The 18,907-nt window shown below is 52.8% G+C and carries 21 protein-coding genes; 6 read left to right on the plus strand and 15 right to left on the minus strand.

Annotated elements, in window-relative coordinates:
- The first annotated feature begins 190 nt into the window (after positions 1-190).
- The gene (locus tag HVZ52_RS02835; protein ID WP_016157542.1) at positions 191-1,522 is read left to right on the plus strand and encodes an amino acid permease; all 1,332 of its coding nucleotides are present in this window, start codon (positions 191-193) and stop codon (positions 1,520-1,522) included.
- Between the two features lie 24 nt (positions 1,523-1,546).
- Positions 1,547-2,857 carry a serine dehydratase subunit alpha family protein gene (locus HVZ52_RS02840; RefSeq protein WP_016154627.1) on the plus strand — a complete coding sequence of 437 codons (1,311 nt, stop codon included), beginning with the start codon at positions 1,547-1,549 and terminating at the stop codon, positions 2,855-2,857.
- Between the two features lie 53 nt (positions 2,858-2,910).
- On the opposite strand, the gene HVZ52_RS02845 is transcribed toward HVZ52_RS02840, so the two are convergent.
- On the minus strand, positions 2,911-3,060 hold the full coding sequence (locus HVZ52_RS02845) for a hypothetical protein (RefSeq protein ID WP_016157540.1): 150 nt from the start codon (positions 3,058-3,060) through the stop codon (positions 2,911-2,913).
- Positions 3,061-3,086: 26 nt separating this feature from the next.
- Positions 3,087-3,788, minus strand: coding sequence for a pirin family protein (locus tag HVZ52_RS02850; RefSeq protein WP_016157539.1), 702 nt, complete (start codon positions 3,786-3,788; stop codon positions 3,087-3,089).
- A 104-nt stretch (positions 3,789-3,892) separates the two neighbouring features.
- Between HVZ52_RS02850 and yhaJ the strand changes: the two genes are divergently transcribed.
- The gene (gene yhaJ, locus HVZ52_RS02855) at positions 3,893-4,789 is read left to right on the plus strand and encodes a DNA-binding transcriptional regulator YhaJ (RefSeq protein WP_016154624.1); all 897 of its coding nucleotides are present in this window, start codon (positions 3,893-3,895) and stop codon (positions 4,787-4,789) included.
- Between the two features lie 64 nt (positions 4,790-4,853).
- On the opposite strand, the gene HVZ52_RS02860 is transcribed toward yhaJ, so the two are convergent.
- The 11 genes from HVZ52_RS02860 to HVZ52_RS02910 form a co-directional block, all read right to left on the minus strand.
- The gene (locus HVZ52_RS02860; RefSeq protein WP_016154623.1) at positions 4,854-5,219 is read right to left on the minus strand and encodes a DUF805 domain-containing protein; all 366 of its coding nucleotides are present in this window, start codon (positions 5,217-5,219) and stop codon (positions 4,854-4,856) included.
- Between the two features lie 124 nt (positions 5,220-5,343).
- On the minus strand, positions 5,344-6,330 hold the full coding sequence (yqjG, locus tag HVZ52_RS02865) for a glutathionyl-hydroquinone reductase YqjG (RefSeq protein ID WP_016154622.1): 987 nt from the start codon (positions 6,328-6,330) through the stop codon (positions 5,344-5,346).
- A gap of 72 nt (positions 6,331-6,402) precedes the next feature.
- A complete protein-coding gene (locus HVZ52_RS02870; RefSeq protein WP_003024847.1) occupies positions 6,403-6,795 on the minus strand; it encodes a DoxX family protein in 393 nt (130 codons plus the stop codon).
- Positions 6,796-6,967: 172 nt separating this feature from the next.
- On the minus strand, positions 6,968-7,267 hold the full coding sequence (locus HVZ52_RS02875; protein WP_003024845.1) for a YqjK-like family protein: 300 nt from the start codon (positions 7,265-7,267) through the stop codon (positions 6,968-6,970).
- Positions 7,267-7,662: a phage holin family protein gene (locus HVZ52_RS02880; RefSeq protein WP_016157537.1), complete on the minus strand. Its 396-nt coding sequence runs from the start codon at positions 7,660-7,662 to the stop codon at positions 7,267-7,269. The genes HVZ52_RS02875 and HVZ52_RS02880 overlap by 1 nt, the downstream gene beginning before the upstream one ends.
- A 2-nt stretch (positions 7,663-7,664) precedes the next feature.
- A complete protein-coding gene (locus HVZ52_RS02885) occupies positions 7,665-7,970 on the minus strand; it encodes a YqjD family protein (protein WP_003024832.1) in 306 nt (101 codons plus the stop codon).
- Between the two features lie 33 nt (positions 7,971-8,003).
- Positions 8,004-8,372 (minus strand): DUF1090 domain-containing protein, encoded by a 369-nt coding sequence (locus tag HVZ52_RS02890; protein ID WP_016154619.1) that lies wholly within the window; start codon positions 8,370-8,372, stop codon positions 8,004-8,006.
- Between the two features lie 147 nt (positions 8,373-8,519).
- On the minus strand, positions 8,520-8,888 hold the full coding sequence (mzrA, locus tag HVZ52_RS02895; protein WP_029139667.1) for an EnvZ/OmpR regulon moderator MzrA: 369 nt from the start codon (positions 8,886-8,888) through the stop codon (positions 8,520-8,522).
- Between the two features lie 18 nt (positions 8,889-8,906).
- A complete protein-coding gene (gene yqjA / locus HVZ52_RS02900) occupies positions 8,907-9,569 on the minus strand; it encodes a DedA family general envelope maintenance protein YqjA (RefSeq protein WP_003024820.1) in 663 nt (220 codons plus the stop codon).
- A gap of 348 nt (positions 9,570-9,917) precedes the next feature.
- Complete coding sequence (exuR, locus tag HVZ52_RS02905; RefSeq protein ID WP_047499647.1) at positions 9,918-10,694, minus strand: transcriptional regulator ExuR; 777 nt, start codon at positions 10,692-10,694, stop codon at positions 9,918-9,920.
- A 134-nt stretch (positions 10,695-10,828) separates the two neighbouring features.
- Positions 10,829-12,130, minus strand: a complete 1,302-nt coding sequence (locus HVZ52_RS02910) for an MFS transporter (RefSeq protein ID WP_016154616.1) — start codon at positions 12,128-12,130, stop codon at positions 10,829-10,831.
- A gap of 472 nt (positions 12,131-12,602) precedes the next feature.
- On the opposite strand from HVZ52_RS02910, the gene uxaC reads away from it, so the two are divergent.
- The 3 genes from uxaC (at position 12,603) to HVZ52_RS02925 (ending at position 16,279) form a co-directional block, all read left to right on the plus strand.
- Complete coding sequence (gene uxaC / locus HVZ52_RS02915) at positions 12,603-14,015, plus strand: glucuronate isomerase (protein ID WP_181598834.1); 1,413 nt, start codon at positions 12,603-12,605, stop codon at positions 14,013-14,015.
- 15 nt (positions 14,016-14,030) lie between these two features.
- Positions 14,031-15,518 (plus strand): altronate dehydratase family protein, encoded by a 1,488-nt coding sequence (locus tag HVZ52_RS02920; RefSeq protein ID WP_016154614.1) that lies wholly within the window; start codon positions 14,031-14,033, stop codon positions 15,516-15,518.
- Positions 15,519-15,724: 206 nt separating this feature from the next.
- The gene (locus HVZ52_RS02925) at positions 15,725-16,279 is read left to right on the plus strand and encodes a YgjV family protein (RefSeq protein WP_103284267.1); all 555 of its coding nucleotides are present in this window, start codon (positions 15,725-15,727) and stop codon (positions 16,277-16,279) included.
- 14 nt (positions 16,280-16,293) lie between these two features.
- On the opposite strand, the gene sstT is transcribed toward HVZ52_RS02925, so the two are convergent.
- Positions 16,294-17,538 carry a serine/threonine transporter SstT gene (sstT, locus tag HVZ52_RS02930; RefSeq protein WP_016154612.1) on the minus strand — a complete coding sequence of 415 codons (1,245 nt, stop codon included), beginning with the start codon at positions 17,536-17,538 and terminating at the stop codon, positions 16,294-16,296.
- Between the two features lie 242 nt (positions 17,539-17,780).
- Positions 17,781-18,749, minus strand: coding sequence for a TerC family protein (locus tag HVZ52_RS02935; protein WP_016154611.1), 969 nt, complete (start codon positions 18,747-18,749; stop codon positions 17,781-17,783).
- Between the last annotated feature and the right edge of the window lie 158 nt (positions 18,750-18,907).

The following is an 18,907-nucleotide window of genomic DNA, read 5'->3' on the forward strand; positions in this document are numbered from 1 at the left end:
GGAAATAAAAGAGAAAATATTTCTTAACTTTTAGAAATTACAGGGGTTTGTTTGTGAAGTTTTTCTCTGATCCTGCGCGTATGATTTCCTCATTACTCCAATAGCTCACCTGCACCGTAGTACTGCGTATCGCATTGAGGCAGTACGAAAAAAATATAAAAACCTCTACCTACACATTGAGCGGAAAATTATGGAAACGGCAACGAATAATAGCGTAATACTCGACGCATCTGCTCCGGCACGTCGGGCGGGAATGACCGAAAGTGAATGGCGCGAAGCCATTAAATTCGACAGCATGGACACCGGCTGGGTCATTATGAGTATCGGTATGGCAATTGGTGCGGGGATTGTTTTTCTTCCCGTCCAGGTGGGTTTGATGGGGCTGTGGGTGTTTTTGCTCTCCTCTATCATTGGCTATCCAGCCATGTATCTGTTCCAGCGTCTGTTTATTAATACGCTGGCTGAGTCCCCAGAGTGTAAAGACTACCCGAGCGTAATCAGCGGCTATCTGGGTAAGAACTGGGGCATCCTGTTAGGTGCGTTGTATTTTGTGATGCTGGTTATCTGGATGTTCGTCTATTCCACCGCCATCACCAACGATAGCGCCTCCTACCTGCATACTTTTGGTGTTACTGAAGGGTTACTGTCCGACAGCCCGTTCTATGGCCTGGTGCTGATTTGCATCCTGGTGGCTATCTCGTCCCGCGGGGAAAAACTGCTGTTTAAAATCTCCACCGGTATGGTACTGACCAAGCTGCTGGTGGTGGCGGCGCTTGGCGTGTCGATGGTTGGGATGTGGCATTTATATAACGTAGGTTCACTGCCGCCGATGGCACTGTTGATCAAAAACGCGATTATCACGCTGCCGTTTACCCTGACTTCGATTCTGTTTATTCAGACCTTAAGCCCGATGGTTATCTCCTATCGTTCTCGCAATAAATCCATTGAAGTGGCACGCCATAAAGCCCTGCGAGCCATGAATATTGCGTTCGGTATTCTGTTTGTGACCGTCTTTTTCTACGCCGTTTCCTTCACGCTGGCGATGGGCCATGACGAAGCGGTTAAAGCTTATGAGCAGAACATTTCCGCTCTGGCGATTGCCGCGCAGTTTATCAGCGGCGCGGGTGCTGGCTGGGTGAAAATCGTCAGCGTTATTCTGAACATCTTTGCCGTAATGACCGCTTTCTTCGGCGTTTACTTAGGGTTCCGTGAAGCCACTCAAGGGATCGTGATGAACGTGCTGCGCCGCAAAATGCCAGCCGAGAAAATCAATGAGACCCTGGTTCAGCGCGGCATTATGGTTTTCGCTATCCTGCTGGCGTGGGGAGCCATTGTGCTCAATGCGCCGGTACTGAGCTTCACTTCTATTTGTAGCCCTATCTTCGGCATGGTGGGATGTCTGATCCCGGCCTGGTTGGTCTACAAAGTTCCTGCACTGCACAAATACAAAGGCGCTTCCCTGTATCTGATTATTGTCACGGGCCTGCTGCTGTGCGTTTCTCCGTTCCTGGCATTTTCCTGAGATATCTGAGCAAAGGTTGTTGTTATGTTTGAGACTACATTGAATCCATTATGGGATAGTTTTATCCGCGCGGTGCAGGAAGAAGTTAAGCCTGCGCTGGGCTGCACGGAACCTATCTCTCTGGCTCTGGCGGCAGCGGTCGCCTCCTCTGAGCTGGACGGCGCGGTTGAACGCATTGATGCGTGGGTCTCACCGAACCTGATGAAAAACGGCATGGGCGTTACCGTGCCGGGTACCGGAATGGTTGGGCTGCCTGTCGCGGCGGCACTGGGTGCGCTGGGGGGAAATGCCCACGCCGGTTTAGAGGTACTGAAAGACGCCTCGCCTCAAGCGATTGCCGATGCGAAAGCGATGCTTACCGCCGGGAAGGTCGCGGTGATGCTGCAGGAGCCATGCGAGGACATTCTTTTCTCCCGTGCGAAGGTTTATAGCGCTGAAGGATGGGCGTGCGTGACGATTGTTGGTGGTCATACCAACATTGTGCACATTGAGACCAATAAGGGCGTGGTGTTCACGACAGAACAGAACGCTCAGGAAGAGGAGCAGGAGTCACCGTTGGCGGTATTGTCCCACACATCGCTGGAAGAGATTCTGGCGTTCGTGAACGCGGTACCGTTTGAGTCAATCCGCTTTATTCTCGATGCGGCGAAACTGAACGGTGCGCTGTCCCAGGAAGGGCTGCGCGGTAACTGGGGCTTGCACATCGGAACCACGCTTGAGAAGCAGTGCGCGCGTGGCTTGCTGGCGAACGATCTCTCCACCTCTATTCTGATCCGCACCAGTGCGGCATCGGATGCGCGAATGGGGGGAGCGACGCTTCCGGCAATGAGCAACTCGGGCTCTGGAAATCAGGGGATTACCGCGACCGTTCCGGTAATGGTGGTGGCTGAGCACTTTGGTGCGGATGAAGAAAAACTGGCGCGTGCGCTGATGTTGTCTCACCTGAGCGCTATCTACATCCATCATCAGCTTCCGCGTTTGTCTGCACTGTGTGCGGCAACCACGGCGGCGATGGGCGCCGCGGCGGGGATGGCGTGGATTGTTGATGGTCGCTACAACACCATCGCGATGGCAATCAGCAGCATGATTGGCGACGTGAGCGGAATGATTTGCGATGGCGCCTCAAACAGCTGCGCGATGAAAGTTTCAACCAGCGCATCTGCGGCGTGGAAAGCGGTGCTGATGGCGCTGGATGATACCGCTGTGACCGGCAATGAAGGGATTGTGGCGCACAACGTGGAGCAATCTATCACGAACCTGTGTGCGCTGGCGTGTCGCTCGATGCAGGAAACCGACAAGCAGATCATTGAGATCATGGCCAGTAAGGCACATTAATCTGCAGGCCGGGTAAGGCGGAATCGCCCCCGGCATAACTCTAAGCCGCCTTTTCAGGCGGCTTCTTCGTCTTCCAGCCGTAGCTCGGCATCCGCCACAATCGCTTCCAGCTCTGTCAGCATTTCTTCATAGCCGAAGGTCACAGTATCCTGTTTTTTCGGCTCAACCTGCGGCTGGCGTTTTTTTGATGATTTCTTGCTCAATAGTCGTACTCCATTGTTTTCCCTGACTATACGGGCAAATCTATCAGCAAAGCGCGCAGCGCGGTATCGGCGACTAACGTTATGTTAGTTTCGTCACGAATAAATGCGCCATCGCCGCAGGTGAGCGCTTCCTTTTCGGCGCCAGATGTCACCGCATGGAATCTGCCGTGGATCGACTGTAAGTAAGCCCGCGGCCCATGTAACTGAAAACTCAGCGATTCACCTTGTTGCAGTTCAACGTGGTGCACCCATACCTGTTGACGCAGATGCAGGCTGCCTTGTTCACCATCCGGCGAGGCGAGCAACTGATGCTTACCGGCACTCAGCGTGGCTTTCTGTACGCAGGCGTTTTCGCGCTGCGGGCAGGCATCCAGCCAGAGCTGCATTCGGGTTAACGGTTTATCTTTGCTGATATTGTGTTCGCTGTAGCTAATTCCCGGCTGTGTGGCGAGCAGTAAAACTTCTCCTGCCTTGGCCTGGATATGGTTGCCTTCACTGTCGCGGTACTCCGCTTCCCCTTCGAGGATCAGATTGACGATATCCACCTTCGGATAGGTACGTGGCTGGAAAGAGGCTCCCGGTGCCAGAACTTCCTGGTTCAGAACACGCAGCGAGGCATAACCCAGCAGTTTAGGATCAAAATAGTGTCCAAAGGAGAAGGTATAACGGGCCTGCAGCCAGCCGTAGTCTGCTTGCCCGCATTGTTTGGCTGTACGGGTAGTAATCATAGTTCTTGACCTCTCTTTACTTCCTTTTATGTTAAATGGCTAGACGCTGCATTGTTAGCCAGATATTCTGCCCGGTATGTTCAAATTTCCTGAATGAGAACGAGATGGCCAAAGAAAGGGCTTTAACGCTTGAGGCGTTACGCGTCATGGACGCAATAGACCGGCGTGGCAGCTTTGCCGCCGCAGCGGACGAACTGGGGCGCGTTCCTTCCGCGCTCAGCTATACCATGCAGAAGCTGGAGGAAGAGCTGGACGTCGTGCTGTTCGACCGTTCAGGTCATCGCACAAAATTCACCAACGTCGGGCGTATGCTGCTGGAACGTGGGCGTGTACTGTTGGAAGCTGCGGATAAGCTGACCACCGATGCCGAAGCGCTGGCTCGCGGTTGGGAAACGCATCTGACCATCGTCACCGAAGCGCTGGTGCCGACGGCGGCGTTTTTCCCGCTGATCGACAGACTTGCCGGGAAGGCCAATACCCAGCTTTCCGTTATTACCGAAGTTCTGGCCGGGGCGTGGGAGCGTCTGGAGCAGGGGCGGGCGGATATCGTGATTGCGCCGGATATGCATTTTCGCTCATCTTCGGAAATCAACTCGCGCAAGCTGTACTCGCTGATGAACGTATATGTGGCGGCCCCGGATCATCCAATTCATCAGGAGCCGGAACCGTTATCGGAAGTCACCCGCGTGAAGTACCGTGGAATCGCGGTGGCGGACACGGCCCGCGAACGCCCGGTGCTGACGGTTCAACTGCTGGATAAACAGCCGCGTCTGACGGTGAGTTCGATAGAAGATAAACGCCAGGCGCTGTTGGCCGGCCTTGGCGTGGCGACGATGCCATACCCGCTGGTGGAAGAGGACATTGCGGCGGGTCGGTTGCGTGTGGTTAGCCCGGAATCGACAAGCGAAATTGATATTATTATGGCCTGGCGTCGAGACAGCATGGGCGAAGCGAAATCCTGGTGTTTGCGGGAAATTCCCAAGCTGTTTGCGGGTAAATAGCAGGGCTGTTACGCCGGATGCGGTGCAAATGCACCTTATCCGGCCGACAAGATGGTGTATTACATCAGGACAGTTGTTTCGGGTCAGCGCCGAAGCGGTTGCTCCCCTGAGTCCCGTTTTGACAGTTGAAAATGATGATTACCAACCAGCCTACGATCGGGATCAGCAGCACCAGTAGCCACCAGGCCGAGCGGTCGGTGTCATGTAAACGCCGGAACTGCACCGCCCACCACGGGATAAAGACCAGAACCCCATAAATCGTCGTTAATATGCCTTCCCCTCCGGCGCGTTCCCAGCCAAGCATTCTGTCCAGAATGCCCAGCACGAACGTAAAGATGATGTTGACCAGCACAAACATCCAGTATTCTTTACGACGCGCGCGGCCCCCAAAACCAAAGTAGTTCTTTAATACGTTTAAATACCAATCCATTTTTGCCTCGTTCTGTATTCAATTACTTGTTTTTAAAGCAATCAAATTAAGAATAGCCGTGAATGGAATGCTGGTAAATATTTGCAGTATTAATTATTTGGCCCCCAAAGGGGACCCGTGTAAATCAGGCAAAACGGTCATCACGCCCGTGGGGTTCGTTGAGGTCCTGCCACGGTCCGACAGAAATAATGCCGGTCGGGTTAATGGTTTTGTGGCTACGGAAGTAGTGATTGCGGATGTGATCGAAATTAACGGTCTCCGCAATGCCTGGCATCTGGTAGATATCGCGCAGGAAACCGTACAGGTTCAGATAGTCGCTAATCCGGTGTTTGTCGCACTTGAAGTGCGTCACATACACAGGATCAAAGCGCACCAGCGTGGTCCACAGGCGAATATCGGCCTCTGTTAACTGGTCCCCGGTCAGGTAGCGATGTTGCCCAAGGATCTGCTCCAGTCGCGCCAGAGATTGAAAGACTTTTTCTACGGCGTCGTCGTAGGCTTCCTGACTGGTGGCAAATCCGGCTTTATACACGCCGTTATTGACGTTGTCATAAATCCAGCCGTTGAGCTCGTCGATTTTAGTTTGCAGAGCGGGTGGATAGTAATCCCCGGCTTTCGCGCCCAGCGCATCAAACGCAGTGTTAAACATACGGATGATATCTGCAGATTCGTTGCTGACAATGGTGTGGTTCTTTTTGTCCCACAGCACCGGAACGGTCACCCGACCGCTGTAGTGCGGATCGGCGTGTAAATAGAGTTGATAAAGAAATTCGTGCTGATACAGGGTATCGCCGGTTGCCGCCGGGAAGTTATCGTCAAAGGTCCAGCCGTTTTCCAGCATCAGCGGATGCACAACGGAAACGGAAATAAACGGTTCCAGCCCTTTGAGTTTACGCAAGATCAGCGTGCGATGCGCCCACGGACAGGCCAGAGAAACGTAGAGATGATAGCGGTCTTTTTCGGCGGCGAAACCCCCTTCGCCCGTTGGACCCGGTGCGCCATCCGCGGTGAGCCAGTTACGGAAAGCTGATGCAGAGCGTTGAAATTTTCCCCCGGTTGATTTGGTGTCATACCAGGTGTCATGCCATACGCCGTCAATGAGTTGTCCCATGATTTTCGCCTCCTCAGATAGCAAAAGCGAGGAGATGTCTCCTCGCTTTTTGATGCGTTTAGTATAGCTCGCTTACCATTTTTTATTCAGTACACGGTCGATGCTGAATGCGCCCGGACCGGTGATAGCCAGCAGCAGGAAGCCGCCTGCGATGGTCAGGTTTTTCATAAACATCAGAGAGTTCACACCTTCCGCAAAGTTGCTGTGGAAGAGGAACGCCGTCAGCAGCGTGAAGCCCGCGGTGAACAGCGCAGTAGTACGGGTCAGGAAACCAAACAGGATGGCCAGACCGCCGCCAAACTCAAGCAGGATAACCAGCGGTAACATAAATCCTGGGACGCCCATGGCTTCCATGTACTGTTGGGTACCCGCATATCCGGTGATTTTTCCCCAACCTGCGGTAATAAACAGGATTGGCATCAGAATGCGCGCTACCAGTACACCAACATCTTCTAATTTCTTCATCATACTCTCCAGGAAACCACTCAGGCGGCTTATTGTGTTTTTTTGTGCAACGACGTCGCAGAGTGCGTCGTTGCTGTCGATGGAGAGAATCATAAACGCGGCTAATGACAATTGTTAGCAAGGAAAACTGTCAGAAATTTTCAAAAAATTTGAGGTTAGGGGGGAGAGGTGATTAGCCGCGCAGTTGCTGTTGTCTGATGGTCGATTTAACCAGACGCCAGATGCTCCACACGCTAAAGCCGCGTTTAGCCCAGCGTACCAGCAGATTCGGGTTACGAATGGTGCGAACCGCCATAATACTGCTTCCGACCAACACCCAGCCACGCAGGTTCAGCAGCGTCTTCCAGCCACGATCGTAAACTTCGGTGGCTTCCAGCCAGTCGCGGCGAGTGGCAGACAGATCCAGCCTTTGCTGCTGGATCTGTCCAAGCAGTTGCGCCTTACGTTGTTGACGTTCGACTTTACTGCTCATTATGCATCATCCTCCAGGGCCTGCCTGTCGTTAGCGAGTTCATTGCGCGTATGGCGTAGCAGCGTTGTTTTACGCGCTTTACTCAGCGTCCATAGCCCGCCGATAAGCGCTAAAAGCAACAGCACAACGGTGGTGGCAATCATGGCGTTCAGGCGATACTGCGGGTCTATGGCCCAGATGATAAGCACCATCAGGCTCATCAGACCAAACGCCGCGAACAGCATGGTCAGCCCAAGCATCAGCAGGATCTGGATGAGATTGGCTTTTTCCTCTTCCAGCTCAACGACGGCCAGCCGCAGCCGCGTCTCTACGATCTCAACGAGAATCGTCAGGATCCGCTGTCCAATACCCAGTACGCCTTTGCCTGGACCTTGTGCGTGTTGAGAGTCTGCCATTATTAACGGCGCGACAGCAGTACACCAAGTACCACACCGACTGCAGCGCCAATGCCGACGCCTGTCCATGGGTTTTCGCGTACGTAGTTATCGGCTTTTGCCGCGGCCTCACGGGTCTGTTTGGCAATCACATCGCTGGTTTCGCTCAGACGATGGCGGCTCTCGCGTAACGCATGTTCGGCTTTACTGCGAATTTTACTCATCTCTTCCTTCGACTTATCGCCAGAGGAGCTAAGTACTTCTTCAAGCGTATCCGCAAGAGATTTCAGCTCAGCGCGCAGGTTTTCCGTAGCATTATCTTTCGACATAGTTTTCTCCAGTTGAGTGGCTAGTTACCGTACTTAGTAATCGCGTGTCTCGAGTTCTTTCAGCTCTTGCTGAGCTTCAGCAAGCTTATGTTCGCGCTTGGCTATCTTATCCGCATCGCCTTTTTGCTTCGCTTCGGCCAAATCACGTTGACGCTCGGCTATCTCATTTTTCTGCTCGGCGATTTTTTTCTGATGGTCGGCGCGCAGTTTGCTGTCAGTACAATTTGCCCGAACTTCGCTCAGCGCTTTGTTCAGACCATTGATGCGGTTTTGATTGTTGTGCTTTTCGGCATAGCTTATCTCCCGCTGAATATCCTGTTCTTTTTCCTGACAGAGGGTGGAGGCGTAACTGCCGGCACTGAGAGCGAAAAGACTAATTGCTAAAGCGATGCGGTATTTCATTCTTGAACCTTCCATTGTGATTCGACCTTGTGGCTTTGGCCGATGCTCCAGAATAATAAAGCAATGGGTCATAAACCCAGTTTATTAATCATAGGCGCTAAATGATGAAATCACCAAAGTGAGTGATCTAATTCAGATTCCTGGAGATTAACCAAAACGGTGCGGGGTATCACGTAAGCGGGATAACCACTGTACCGCCTGATTATCATCATCCTGCTGAGCAATAACGAAACCGTGCGGTAACGTTCGGTCCAGCACGACCTTTGCGGCTGCGCTTTGCGCGCTGGAATCAAAGGTGATCAGCAGCGCGTCATTTTGCGGAGTAATGCTTTTAAAGCGAATGCCGTTGGCGTCCAGGTGATGCCAGATAGAGAAGCCATCAGGCATGGTGGCTCCCTGGTTTACAGCACGAATGGCAAGCGTTGACTCCTGCTGGCGGATGACCGACCAGGTCAGGAGCAGCGCGCCGATAAACAGCATAAAAGTAGTCGTCCAGGCCAGTCGTCGGAGTGTTATGCATGATTTCAGCATAATTTACCCTCGGTTCCCGTATTTCTTTTTCCAAAGCACAACCAGGGAACCTGCCAGACCAAACACCAGTAACACCACGGGAAGCAGCATCAGACAAGACATCAGCTGATCTTCATATTTGAGAAACACTGGCGTTTTGCCCAGCAGATAGCCAAGCGTTGTGAGAATCAGAACCCAAAGCAGTCCGCTCATCCAGTTAAAGAACTGAAAGCGCGCATTGTTCAGACCGGACAATCCTGCGATGGTCGGCAGTAATGTTCTGACAAACGCGATAAAGCGACCGACCAACAGGGCAGACAAGCCATGCTTATGGAACAGATGATGTGCGCGCTGATGGTAGTGCGCGGGTAGATGAGACAGCCAGTTTTGAACGGTGCGGGTATTTCCCAGCCATCTCCCCTGGATATAGCTGAGCCAGCAACCCAGGCTGGCCGCGGTGGTGAGCAGCAGTACCGTTTGCGGAAAACCCATCGCGCCTTTAGCGATAAGTACGCCGACCAGTACCAGTAGACTGTCGCCAGGTAAAAAGGCTGCTGGCAGCAGTCCATTTTCCAGAAACAAAATGGTAAACAGTACGAAATAGAGCATGCCAATCATGGAGGGATTGGCCAGCGTTTCAAAATCCTGAGCCCATAAAGCATTCAGTAATTGAGTCAGTAGTTCCATTCAATATTCCTGGAGAATCGGTTGTCGTCATGCCGGTATTCTGGAGTTTGTAACGCCGCAATTTTATTGGTGTTTTTTACATGGATCGCGGTCTGACACAAATTCACGGCCTGAACTATTCCCTGTAAAGTTGTGAAGTAAGCAAGCTCTCAAACACAAAAATTCAAATAACAACTAATTGTAACAAAGGTCAACGTAGTCCGTTATAGAAATTACGGGTGTTGTCCTGTGATTTTGCTTATCGCAATGGAGGGAGGCGAGAGGATTTACACAGGCTGACACTTTATACCTAATGCTTACCAAGCGTCAGAAACAGGCGCTTTGTCGCGCCTGCATCGTTAAGATTGTTTATTTTGCGCCGTTAGCTGCCGTATCGAGATGAATGACGGGATTATCGGTAAAAAGATAACGGTCTGCGTTGAATTCAAAATCATCGCTGGTTTCGTTAAACAGCATCTGCTTTGTGTTCTCAAGATGCTGCCACATCGCCAGTTTGGCGGCGTGTGGATCTTTGCGAATCAGCGCCCGCAGGATCTGGTCATGGTCGTCGCACCAGTTATCTATCGTGCGCAGGTCGATGTGGTCGTGCAGCTTCTTCCAGTAGGGGTTGTGAATACGCTGAGTCCACATTTTTTCAACAATCGCGGCCAGGGCAGAGTTCTGTGTTGCCAGCGCGACCTGCACATGGAACAGGAGATCCCACTCGGAGTCACGAAAGCTTTTTTCGTTACGCGACTTCTCCTGAATTTCCATCAGTTTCATGATGTCCTGTTTGGTCACCTGGGTGGCGGCAAACTCAGCAATGTTGCTTTCTATGAGCTGGCGAGCCTGGAGCAGCTCAAACGGACCGTAGCTGGCGAACTCCAGACTTTCATCTGGCGCGACATAGTGTTTGGGTTGGTTTGAAATGACGTGGATCCCCGATCCTTTACGCACTTCAACATAGCCCTCAACCTCGAGCATGATAATCGCTTCACGAACCACGGTGCGGCTGACATTTTTTTCATCGGCGATAAAGCGCTCGGCGGGGAGTTTGTCACCCACCAGGTAGACACCCTGCTCAATGCGTTCTTTCAGATCAGCGGCAAGTTGTTGGTACAAACGTCGTGGTTCGGTGATTTCCATATGCGCTCCAGGCATGATACGGCAGACTCTATTTGTTATACCACTTTTGCGATTACGGCTCCACTCGCGGCGATAAAAAAGCCGCCAGATGACTGGCGGCTTAGCATTACATAACCTTGTTAAATCGTGTCTGGTTAACTTTGCGCAGCGGGATCGCCAGTTTGCGAAGCTGACTCTACCTCGCTGGCCGATTTGTTCTGCAATACCGTCCAGATGACTAACGCGCCGAGCAGGTCGAATACCGCCAGTACGGCGAACAGCGGGCTGAAGCCGATGGTGTCAGCCAGCGCGCCAACGACCAGCGCAAACAGCGTACTTGCAAGCCATGCGGACATACCGGTCAGACCGTTCGCGGTTGCCACTTCATTACGACCAAATACGTCAGAAGAGAGCGTGATCAGCGCACCGGACAGCGCCTGGTGAGCAAAGCCGCCGACGCACAGCAGGGCGATAGCAATGTACGGGCTGGTGAACAGACCGATCATCCCTGGGCCAATCATCAGCAATGCGCCCATGGTGACGACCATTTTACGGGAAACGATCAGGTTAACGCCGAACCAGCGCTGGAACAGCGGCGGTAAGTAACCCCCTACGATACAACCCAGGTCAGCAAACAGCATCGGCATCCAGGCAAACATCGCAATCTCTTTCAGGTTAAAGCCGTAGACTTTAAACATGAACAGCGGGATCCAGGCGTTGAAGGTACCCCAGGCCGGCTCTGCCAGGAAACGCGGCAGCGCGATGCCCCAGAACTGGCGGTTACGCAGGATCTGACCGAGAGACATTTTCTTGGCGGTGCTGTTTTTATGCTGTGATTCCTGACCATTCAGAATGTAATCACGTTCTTCATCAGACAGTTTTTTCTGGTCGCGTGGGTGTTTGTAAAATACTAACCAGCACATGGCCCAGATAAAGCTCAGGGCACCGGAAATAATGAATGCCATCTGCCAGCTGTGCATGACGATAGCCCAGACGACCAGCGGCGGAGCAATCATCGCGCCGATAGAGGAACCGACGTTAAAGTAACCCACGGCGATTGAACGTTCTTTTGCCGGGAACCATTCAGAACTGGCTTTCAGACCCGCAGGGATCATCGCAGCTTCAGCGGCACCGACTGCGCCTCGCGCCAGCGCCAGTCCACCCCAGCTACCAGCCAGTGCGGTCGCGCCACAGAAGACGGCCCACAGAACGGCGAACATCGCGTAACCAATTTTTGTGCCGAGCACATCGAGCACATAGCCGGCAACGGGTTGCATTACGGTGTAAGCAGCAGAATACGCTGCGATGATATAGGAATACTGTTGGGTGGAGATGTGTAACTCTTCCATCAGAGTTGGCGCAGCTGCCGCCACAGTGTTACGTGTCAGGTAACCCAGCACGGTGCCAAGCGTCACCAGTGCGATCATGTACCAACGTAACCCTTTAATTTTACGCATGTAAAACCTCATCGTTTTGTTATGTCCGCGAACGAGCGGTCATCTTCCAGTTCAGGGAGGAGGATGTTCTTTTACGAGGGGGTAACCGAAAAAAAGCCGGTACTCCCCGAACTCTGCCATGTCAATATTTGTGCTAATTCGGTTTCCGTACCGGTTAATCCGATGGTGATACATCGGTAATTTGCATTCCGTCGGCTTATGTATCGCGACGGCAAAAAGATAACTTGTCATACAGCTTTAAAAGGTGAGTGCCATCACAAAAGTGTGAATCTTCGTGTGGTCATTATTTCGATTCAGCAAAGCCAGTGCTGGTGCGGCTTGGCGCGAGGTTTACCTCTTTGAGAGTAATTTTTTTGTCGCCATTTGTTGATCTAACTCACGAAAATATCTTCAGTGTATGGAAATTGGTGTGATAACTTTGTCAACATCAAAACATAAGCAATCTGACGCACTCGCTGAGAGGAAGACGATAATGACCCCGTTTATGACTGAAGATTTCCTGTTGGACACCGAATTTGCCCGCCGTCTGTATCATGATTACGCCAAAGACCAGCCAATTTTCGACTACCACTGCCATTTGCCACCGCAACAAATCGCGGAAAACTACCGTTTTAATAACCTGTATGACATCTGGCTGAAGGGTGACCACTACAAGTGGCGTGCGATGCGTACTAACGGCGTCGCTGAGCGCCTGTGTACCGGCGATGCCTCCGATCGCGAGAAGTTTGACGCCTGGGCCGCCACTGTTCCGCACACAATCGGTAACCCGCTGTACCATTGGACCCACCTCGAATTACGTCGCCCGTTTGGTATTACAGGTAAGCTGCTGTCTCCGGCAACGGCTGACGAAATCTGGAACCAGTGCAATGAACTGCTGGCGCAGGACAAATTCTCCGCACGCGGCATCATGCAGCAGATGAACGTGAAAATGGTCGGTACCACCGATGACCCGATCGACTCTCTGGAGCATCACGCGGCCGTTGCTAAAGACGCAAGCTTTGATGTGAAAGTGCTGCCGAGCTGGCGTCCGGATAAAGCCTTTAACATTGAGCAGGCGACCTTTAATGACTATATGGCGAAGCTCGGTGAGGTGTCTGACACGGATATCCGCCGCTTCAGCGACCTGCAAGCTGCGCTGACCAAACGTCTGGATCACTTTGCGGCTCACGGCTGTAAAGTCTCTGACCACGCGCTGGACGTGGTGCTGTTTGCTGAATCTAACGAATCTGAACTGGATAGCATTCTGTCACGCCGCCTGGCGGGTGAAACGCTGAACGAGCATGAAGTTGCCCAGTTTAAAACCGCGGTGCTGGTGTTCCTCGGTGCGGAATACGCGCGTCGTGAATGGGTACAGCAGTACCATATCGGCGCGCTGCGTAATAACAACCTGCGTCAGTTCAAACTGTTGGGTGCGGATGTCGGCTTCGACTCCATCAACGATCGCCCGATGGCCGAAGAGCTGTCCAAACTGCTGAGCAAGCAGAACGAACAGAACCTGCTGCCGAAAACCATTCTCTACTGCCTGAACCCGCGCGATAACGAAGTGCTGGGCACCATGATCGGCAACTTCCAGGGCGAAGGTATGCCGGGCAAGATGCAGTTCGGTTCCGGCTGGTGGTTCAACGATCAGAAAGACGGTATGGAACGTCAGATGACGCAACTGGCCCAGCTCGGTCTGCTGAGCCGTTTCGTCGGCATGCTGACCGATAGCCGTAGCTTCCTTTCATATACGCGCCATGAATACTTCCGTCGCATCCTGTGCCAGATGATTGGCCGTTGGGTTGCTGCAGGTGAAGCGCCGGCAGATATCCAGCTGTTGGGTGAAATGGTCAGAAATATTTGCTTCAACAATGCGCGTGATTATTTCGCCATTGAACTGAACTAAGGCCTGGGTGAAGGTATGCAATACATCAAGATCCATACGCTGGATAACGTCGCGGTAGCGCTCGCTGATTTGGCTGAAGGAACCGAAGTCACCGTTGATGGGCAAGCGGTAATCCTGCGCCAAGCGGTTTCTCGTGGCCATAAATTCGCTTTATGTGATATTGCGCAAGGCGAAAACGTCATTAAATACGGTTTGCCAATCGGTCATACGTTGGTGGACGTGGCGGCGGGTGAGCATATTCATGCTCACAACACGCGCACGAATCTGAGCGACCTGGATACGTATAGCTACCACCCTGATTTTCAGGCAGAGCTTGTTCAACCCGCCGATCGCGATGTACAGATCTACCGTCGCGCCAACGGCGAGGTCGGCGTGCGCAATGAACTGTGGATCCTGCCGACGGTCGGCTGCGTCAACGCCATGGCGCGTCAGATGCAGACCCGCTTTCTGAAAGAGACCAACGACGCCGAGGGTATCGACGGCGTGCATCTTTTCAGTCACACCTACGGCTGTTCGCAACTGGGTGACGACCACATCAACACCCGTACCATGCTGCAAAATATGGTGCGCCACCCGAATGCGGGTGCGGTGCTGGTGGTCGGCCTGGGCTGTGAAAACAACCAGGTTGATGCCTTCCGCGAAACTTTAGGTGAGTACGATCCTGAGCGTGTTCACTTTATGGTCTGCCAACATCAGGAAGACGAAGTGGAAGCGGGGATTGAACATCTCCATCAATTGTACAACGTGATGCGTAACGATAAGCGTGAGCCGGGTAAGCTGGGCGAGCTGAAGTTTGGTCTGGAATGCGGCGGCTCTGACGGCCTGTCCGGTATTACCGCCAACCCGATGCTGGGGCGTTTTTCCGACTACGTGATTGCCAACGGCGGCACCACCGTGCTGACTGAAGTACCGGAAATGTTCGGTGCCGAGCAGCTGCTGATGGACCACTGCCGTGACGAAGAAACCTTCGGCAAGCTGGTGACCATGGTCAATGACTTTAAGCAGTACTTCATTGCTCACGACCAGCCGATTTACGAGAATCCATCGCCGGGCAACAAAGCGGGCGGGATCACCACGCTGGAAGATAAATCTCTGGGCTGCACGCAAAAAGCGGGCTCCAGCCAGGTGGTGGACGTACTGCGCTACGGCGAACGCCTGAAGACACACGGCCTGAACTTACTGAGCGCGCCGGGTAACGATGCGGTTGCTACCAGTGCCCTCGCGGGCGCGGGCTGTCATATGGTGCTGTTCAGCACCGGCCGCGGTACGCCGTACGGCGGTTTTGTGCCGACGGTGAAAATTGCGACCAACAGCGAGCTGGCGGCCAAGAAAAAACACTGGATCGATTTTGACGCCGGACAGCTGATCCACGGTAAAGCGATGCCTCAGCTGCTGAGCGAGTTTGTCGATACGATCGTTGAGTTCGCCAATGGCAAGCAAACCTGCAACGAGCGCAACGATTTCCGGGAACTGGCTATTTTCAAAAGCGGCGTAACATTGTAATTACCCTTCATCTTTCGCGTGACAGCCGCGTTGGCTGCGTCCATTCACCCCGGTCACTTACTCCAGTAAGCTCCCGGGGATGTCTGAACTTACCGCCTTGCGGTAGCACGAAATCTATTGGGTAATCGAAATGGAGTGGATTTTAAAAACGGCGTTTCATAATATGGAGCGCCGTTTGTTTTTGCGTTTCCTCACAAGGATCTCCCATGACCGCGTATTGGCTGGCCCAGGGCGTAGGTGTCATCGCCTTTTTGATCGGCATTACCACCTTTTTCAATCGAGATGAGCGCCGGTTCCGGCTGCAACTTGCCATCTACAGCGCCACCATTGGCGTGCATTTTTTTCTGATGGGCGCCTGGCCTGCGGGAATGAGTGCAGAGCTAAACACCATCCGCACACTCGTCTCGATGCATACCCGCAAACTGTGGGTAATGACCGTTTTTATTATCCTTACCCTGGTTCTCGGGCTGGCGAAATTACAGCATGCGATGGAGCTGTTGCCGATTATCGGCACGCTGGCCAGCACCTGGGCGCTGTTTCGCTGCCAGGGGCTGACCGTGCGCTGCGTAATGTGGTGCGCAACCGCCTGTTGGGTTATCCATAATTTCTGGTTGGGATCGATTGGTGGGACGATGATCGAAGGTAGTTTTCTGGTGATGAACGGCCTGAACATTATTCGCTTCCGGCGGATGCAAAAACGCGGAATTGATCCATTCAAAATTGAAAAAAGCGTACAAGAAGAGAACCCCTCCGTCCGGTGACGGAGGGGCAGAGATTAGCCGCGCAGGGCGTTATTTGCCAGACGTTCGTCTTCAGCCTGGCAGGCCGCAGCGGTAAACAGGACGTCTGTAGAAGAGTTCAGCGCCGTTTCACAGGAATCCTGCAATACGCCGATGATAAAGCCAACGGCAACGACCTGCATGGCGATGTCATTCGGGATACCGAACATATTACATGCCAGTGGGATCAGCAGCAGAGAACCCCCCGCCACGCCCGATGCGCCGCAGGCGCACAGCGAAGCCACCACGCTCAGTAACAGCGCCGTCGGTAAATCAACCGGAATACCCAACGTATTGACCGCCGCCAGCGTCAACACGGTAATGGTGATCGCCGCGCCAGCCATATTGATGGTAGCTCCCAGCGGGATAGACACCGAATAGGTATCACGATCCAGGTTCAGCTTCTCACACAGCGCCATATTCACCGGAATGTTTGCCGCGGAGCTGCGGGTAAAGAAGGCGTATACGCCGCTTTCACGCAGACAGGCCAGCACTAACGGATATGGGTTGCGGCGAATTTTCCAGAATACCAGCAGCGGGTTGACCACCAACGCTACCAGCAGCATACAGCCTACCAGCACGGTCAGCAGATGTGCGTAGCCCCAAAGCGTGGCGAAACCGGTGGTTGCCAGCGTGGAGGAGACCAGGCCGAAGATACCGATCGGCGCGAAACGAATCACCAGCTTCACCATAAAGGTAACAGCGTTGGACATATCGTTGACCAGATTTTTGGTCGTTTCATTACCGTGACGCAGCGCAAAGCCCAGACCGACGGCCCAAACCAGGATGCCGATGTAGTTGGCGTTAAGCAGTGCATCAATTGGGTTAGAAACCATGCTCATTAGCAGACCACGCATCACTTCGATAATGCCGGACGGCGGTACGATATCGCTGGCGCTGCTGGAAAGATGCAGTGTCGATGGGAAGGCGAAGCTGAAGACAACGGCCGCTAACGCTGCGGAAAATGTTCCGAGCAGGTAGAGGAACAGGATTGGGCGGATATTGGTTTTTTGCCCGTGCTGGTGGTTGGCGATAGAAGCCATTACCAGCATCAGAACCAGAATTGGTGCGACGGCTTTTAACGCGCCGACGAACAGAGTACCCAGTAAACCAACGGCTTCTGCCGCAGGTTTTGACACCAGTGCCAGTAAAATCCCCAGAACCAAACCGATCAAAATTTGTTTAACCAGGCTCCCTTGCGCCAGGCGCGAGAATAGCCCCGATGAACGTTGCGTAGTCATGTAGTAATCCTTTCATTGTGTTGTTGCCCTGCCTTTGTGCGTTCTGTAGACGCATCTTTCAGGATGGGGCAAATGTTTGCATGGCTGAGTATAAGGAAAGAACAGGGTTCTGGAAGCGAAATATCCTGGATTTCGCGTTGAGATCATATTTTATAACTTTGAGTTAACATTATTTTGACATGATAAACAAAAAGCCCGACGCACGCAGTGTGCTGTCGGGCTTTTCAGCTAGCAGATGAAACTTACTGTATTTGCTGCTTTTTATCGTGCTGGTGGTTGACCCAGGCGTTCACAATCAGCGTCACAAACAGAATGCCAAATACCACGCCTAACGAGATAGCGATCGGGATATGGTAGAAATCGACGATCAGCATCTTAATACCGATAAACACCAGAATGACCGACAAACCGTACTTCAGCATGGAGAAACGCTCCGCCACGCCCGCTAGCAGGAAGTACATTGCGCGCAGACCTAAAATAGCAAACAGGTTTGAGGTCAACACGATGAACGGGTCGGTAGTGACGGCAAAGATAGCCGGAATACTGTCGACGGCGAAAATGACGTCGCTCAGCTCAACCAGAATCAACACCAGCATCAGCGGCGTAACAAACAGCAGGCCGTTTTTACGCACGAAGAATTTTTCATCTTCGATGGTATCGGTCATGCGCAAATGACCGCGCAGCCAGCGTACTAACGGTCTGTCGCCAATACCGGAAGCATCTTCTTTCGCCAGCGCCATCTTCACGCCGGTAAACAGCAGGAATGCACCGAACACGTACAACAGCCACTCAAATTGGGTGATAAGCCAACTGCCGGCGAAGATCATGATCGTACGCAGAACAATGGCTCCCAGCACGCCATACACCAATACCCGACGCTGCAACGCAGGCGGTACGGAGAAGTAGCTGAACAGCATCAACCAGACAAAGACGTTATCTACTGCCAGCGATTTTTCGATCAAATAGCCGGTAAGGAAAGCCAGCGCCTGTGGGTCGGCAACGGCGCGGCCCTGAGTTTGTGCCAGGTACCACCAGAAGACGGCGTTAAACAGTAACGACAGCGTTACCCAAACGATTGACCAGGCCGCAGCCTGCTTCATCGACATCGTATGCGCGCCACGACGACCCTGCAACAGCAGGTCGATGGCCAGCATAATTACCACCACGACAGCGAAGCCACCCCATAACAACGGTGTGCCGACAGTATTCATTGTATTTCCCCATGCATAAAAAAAACGGCCAACGCCGAATGACGTTAGCCGCTGCTTTTTATGCATAGACCTTGCCATTCGGCAAGGTCTCACTTACAACAACAAAGGAATACGATGACGTATTCCTTTGTTATCGCCCGGCGACCGGATGTGGTTTT

It is taken from the genome of Citrobacter sp. RHB36-C18, assembly GCF_013814485.1.
Lineage (GTDB): Bacteria > Pseudomonadota > Gammaproteobacteria > Enterobacterales > Enterobacteriaceae > Citrobacter > Citrobacter braakii.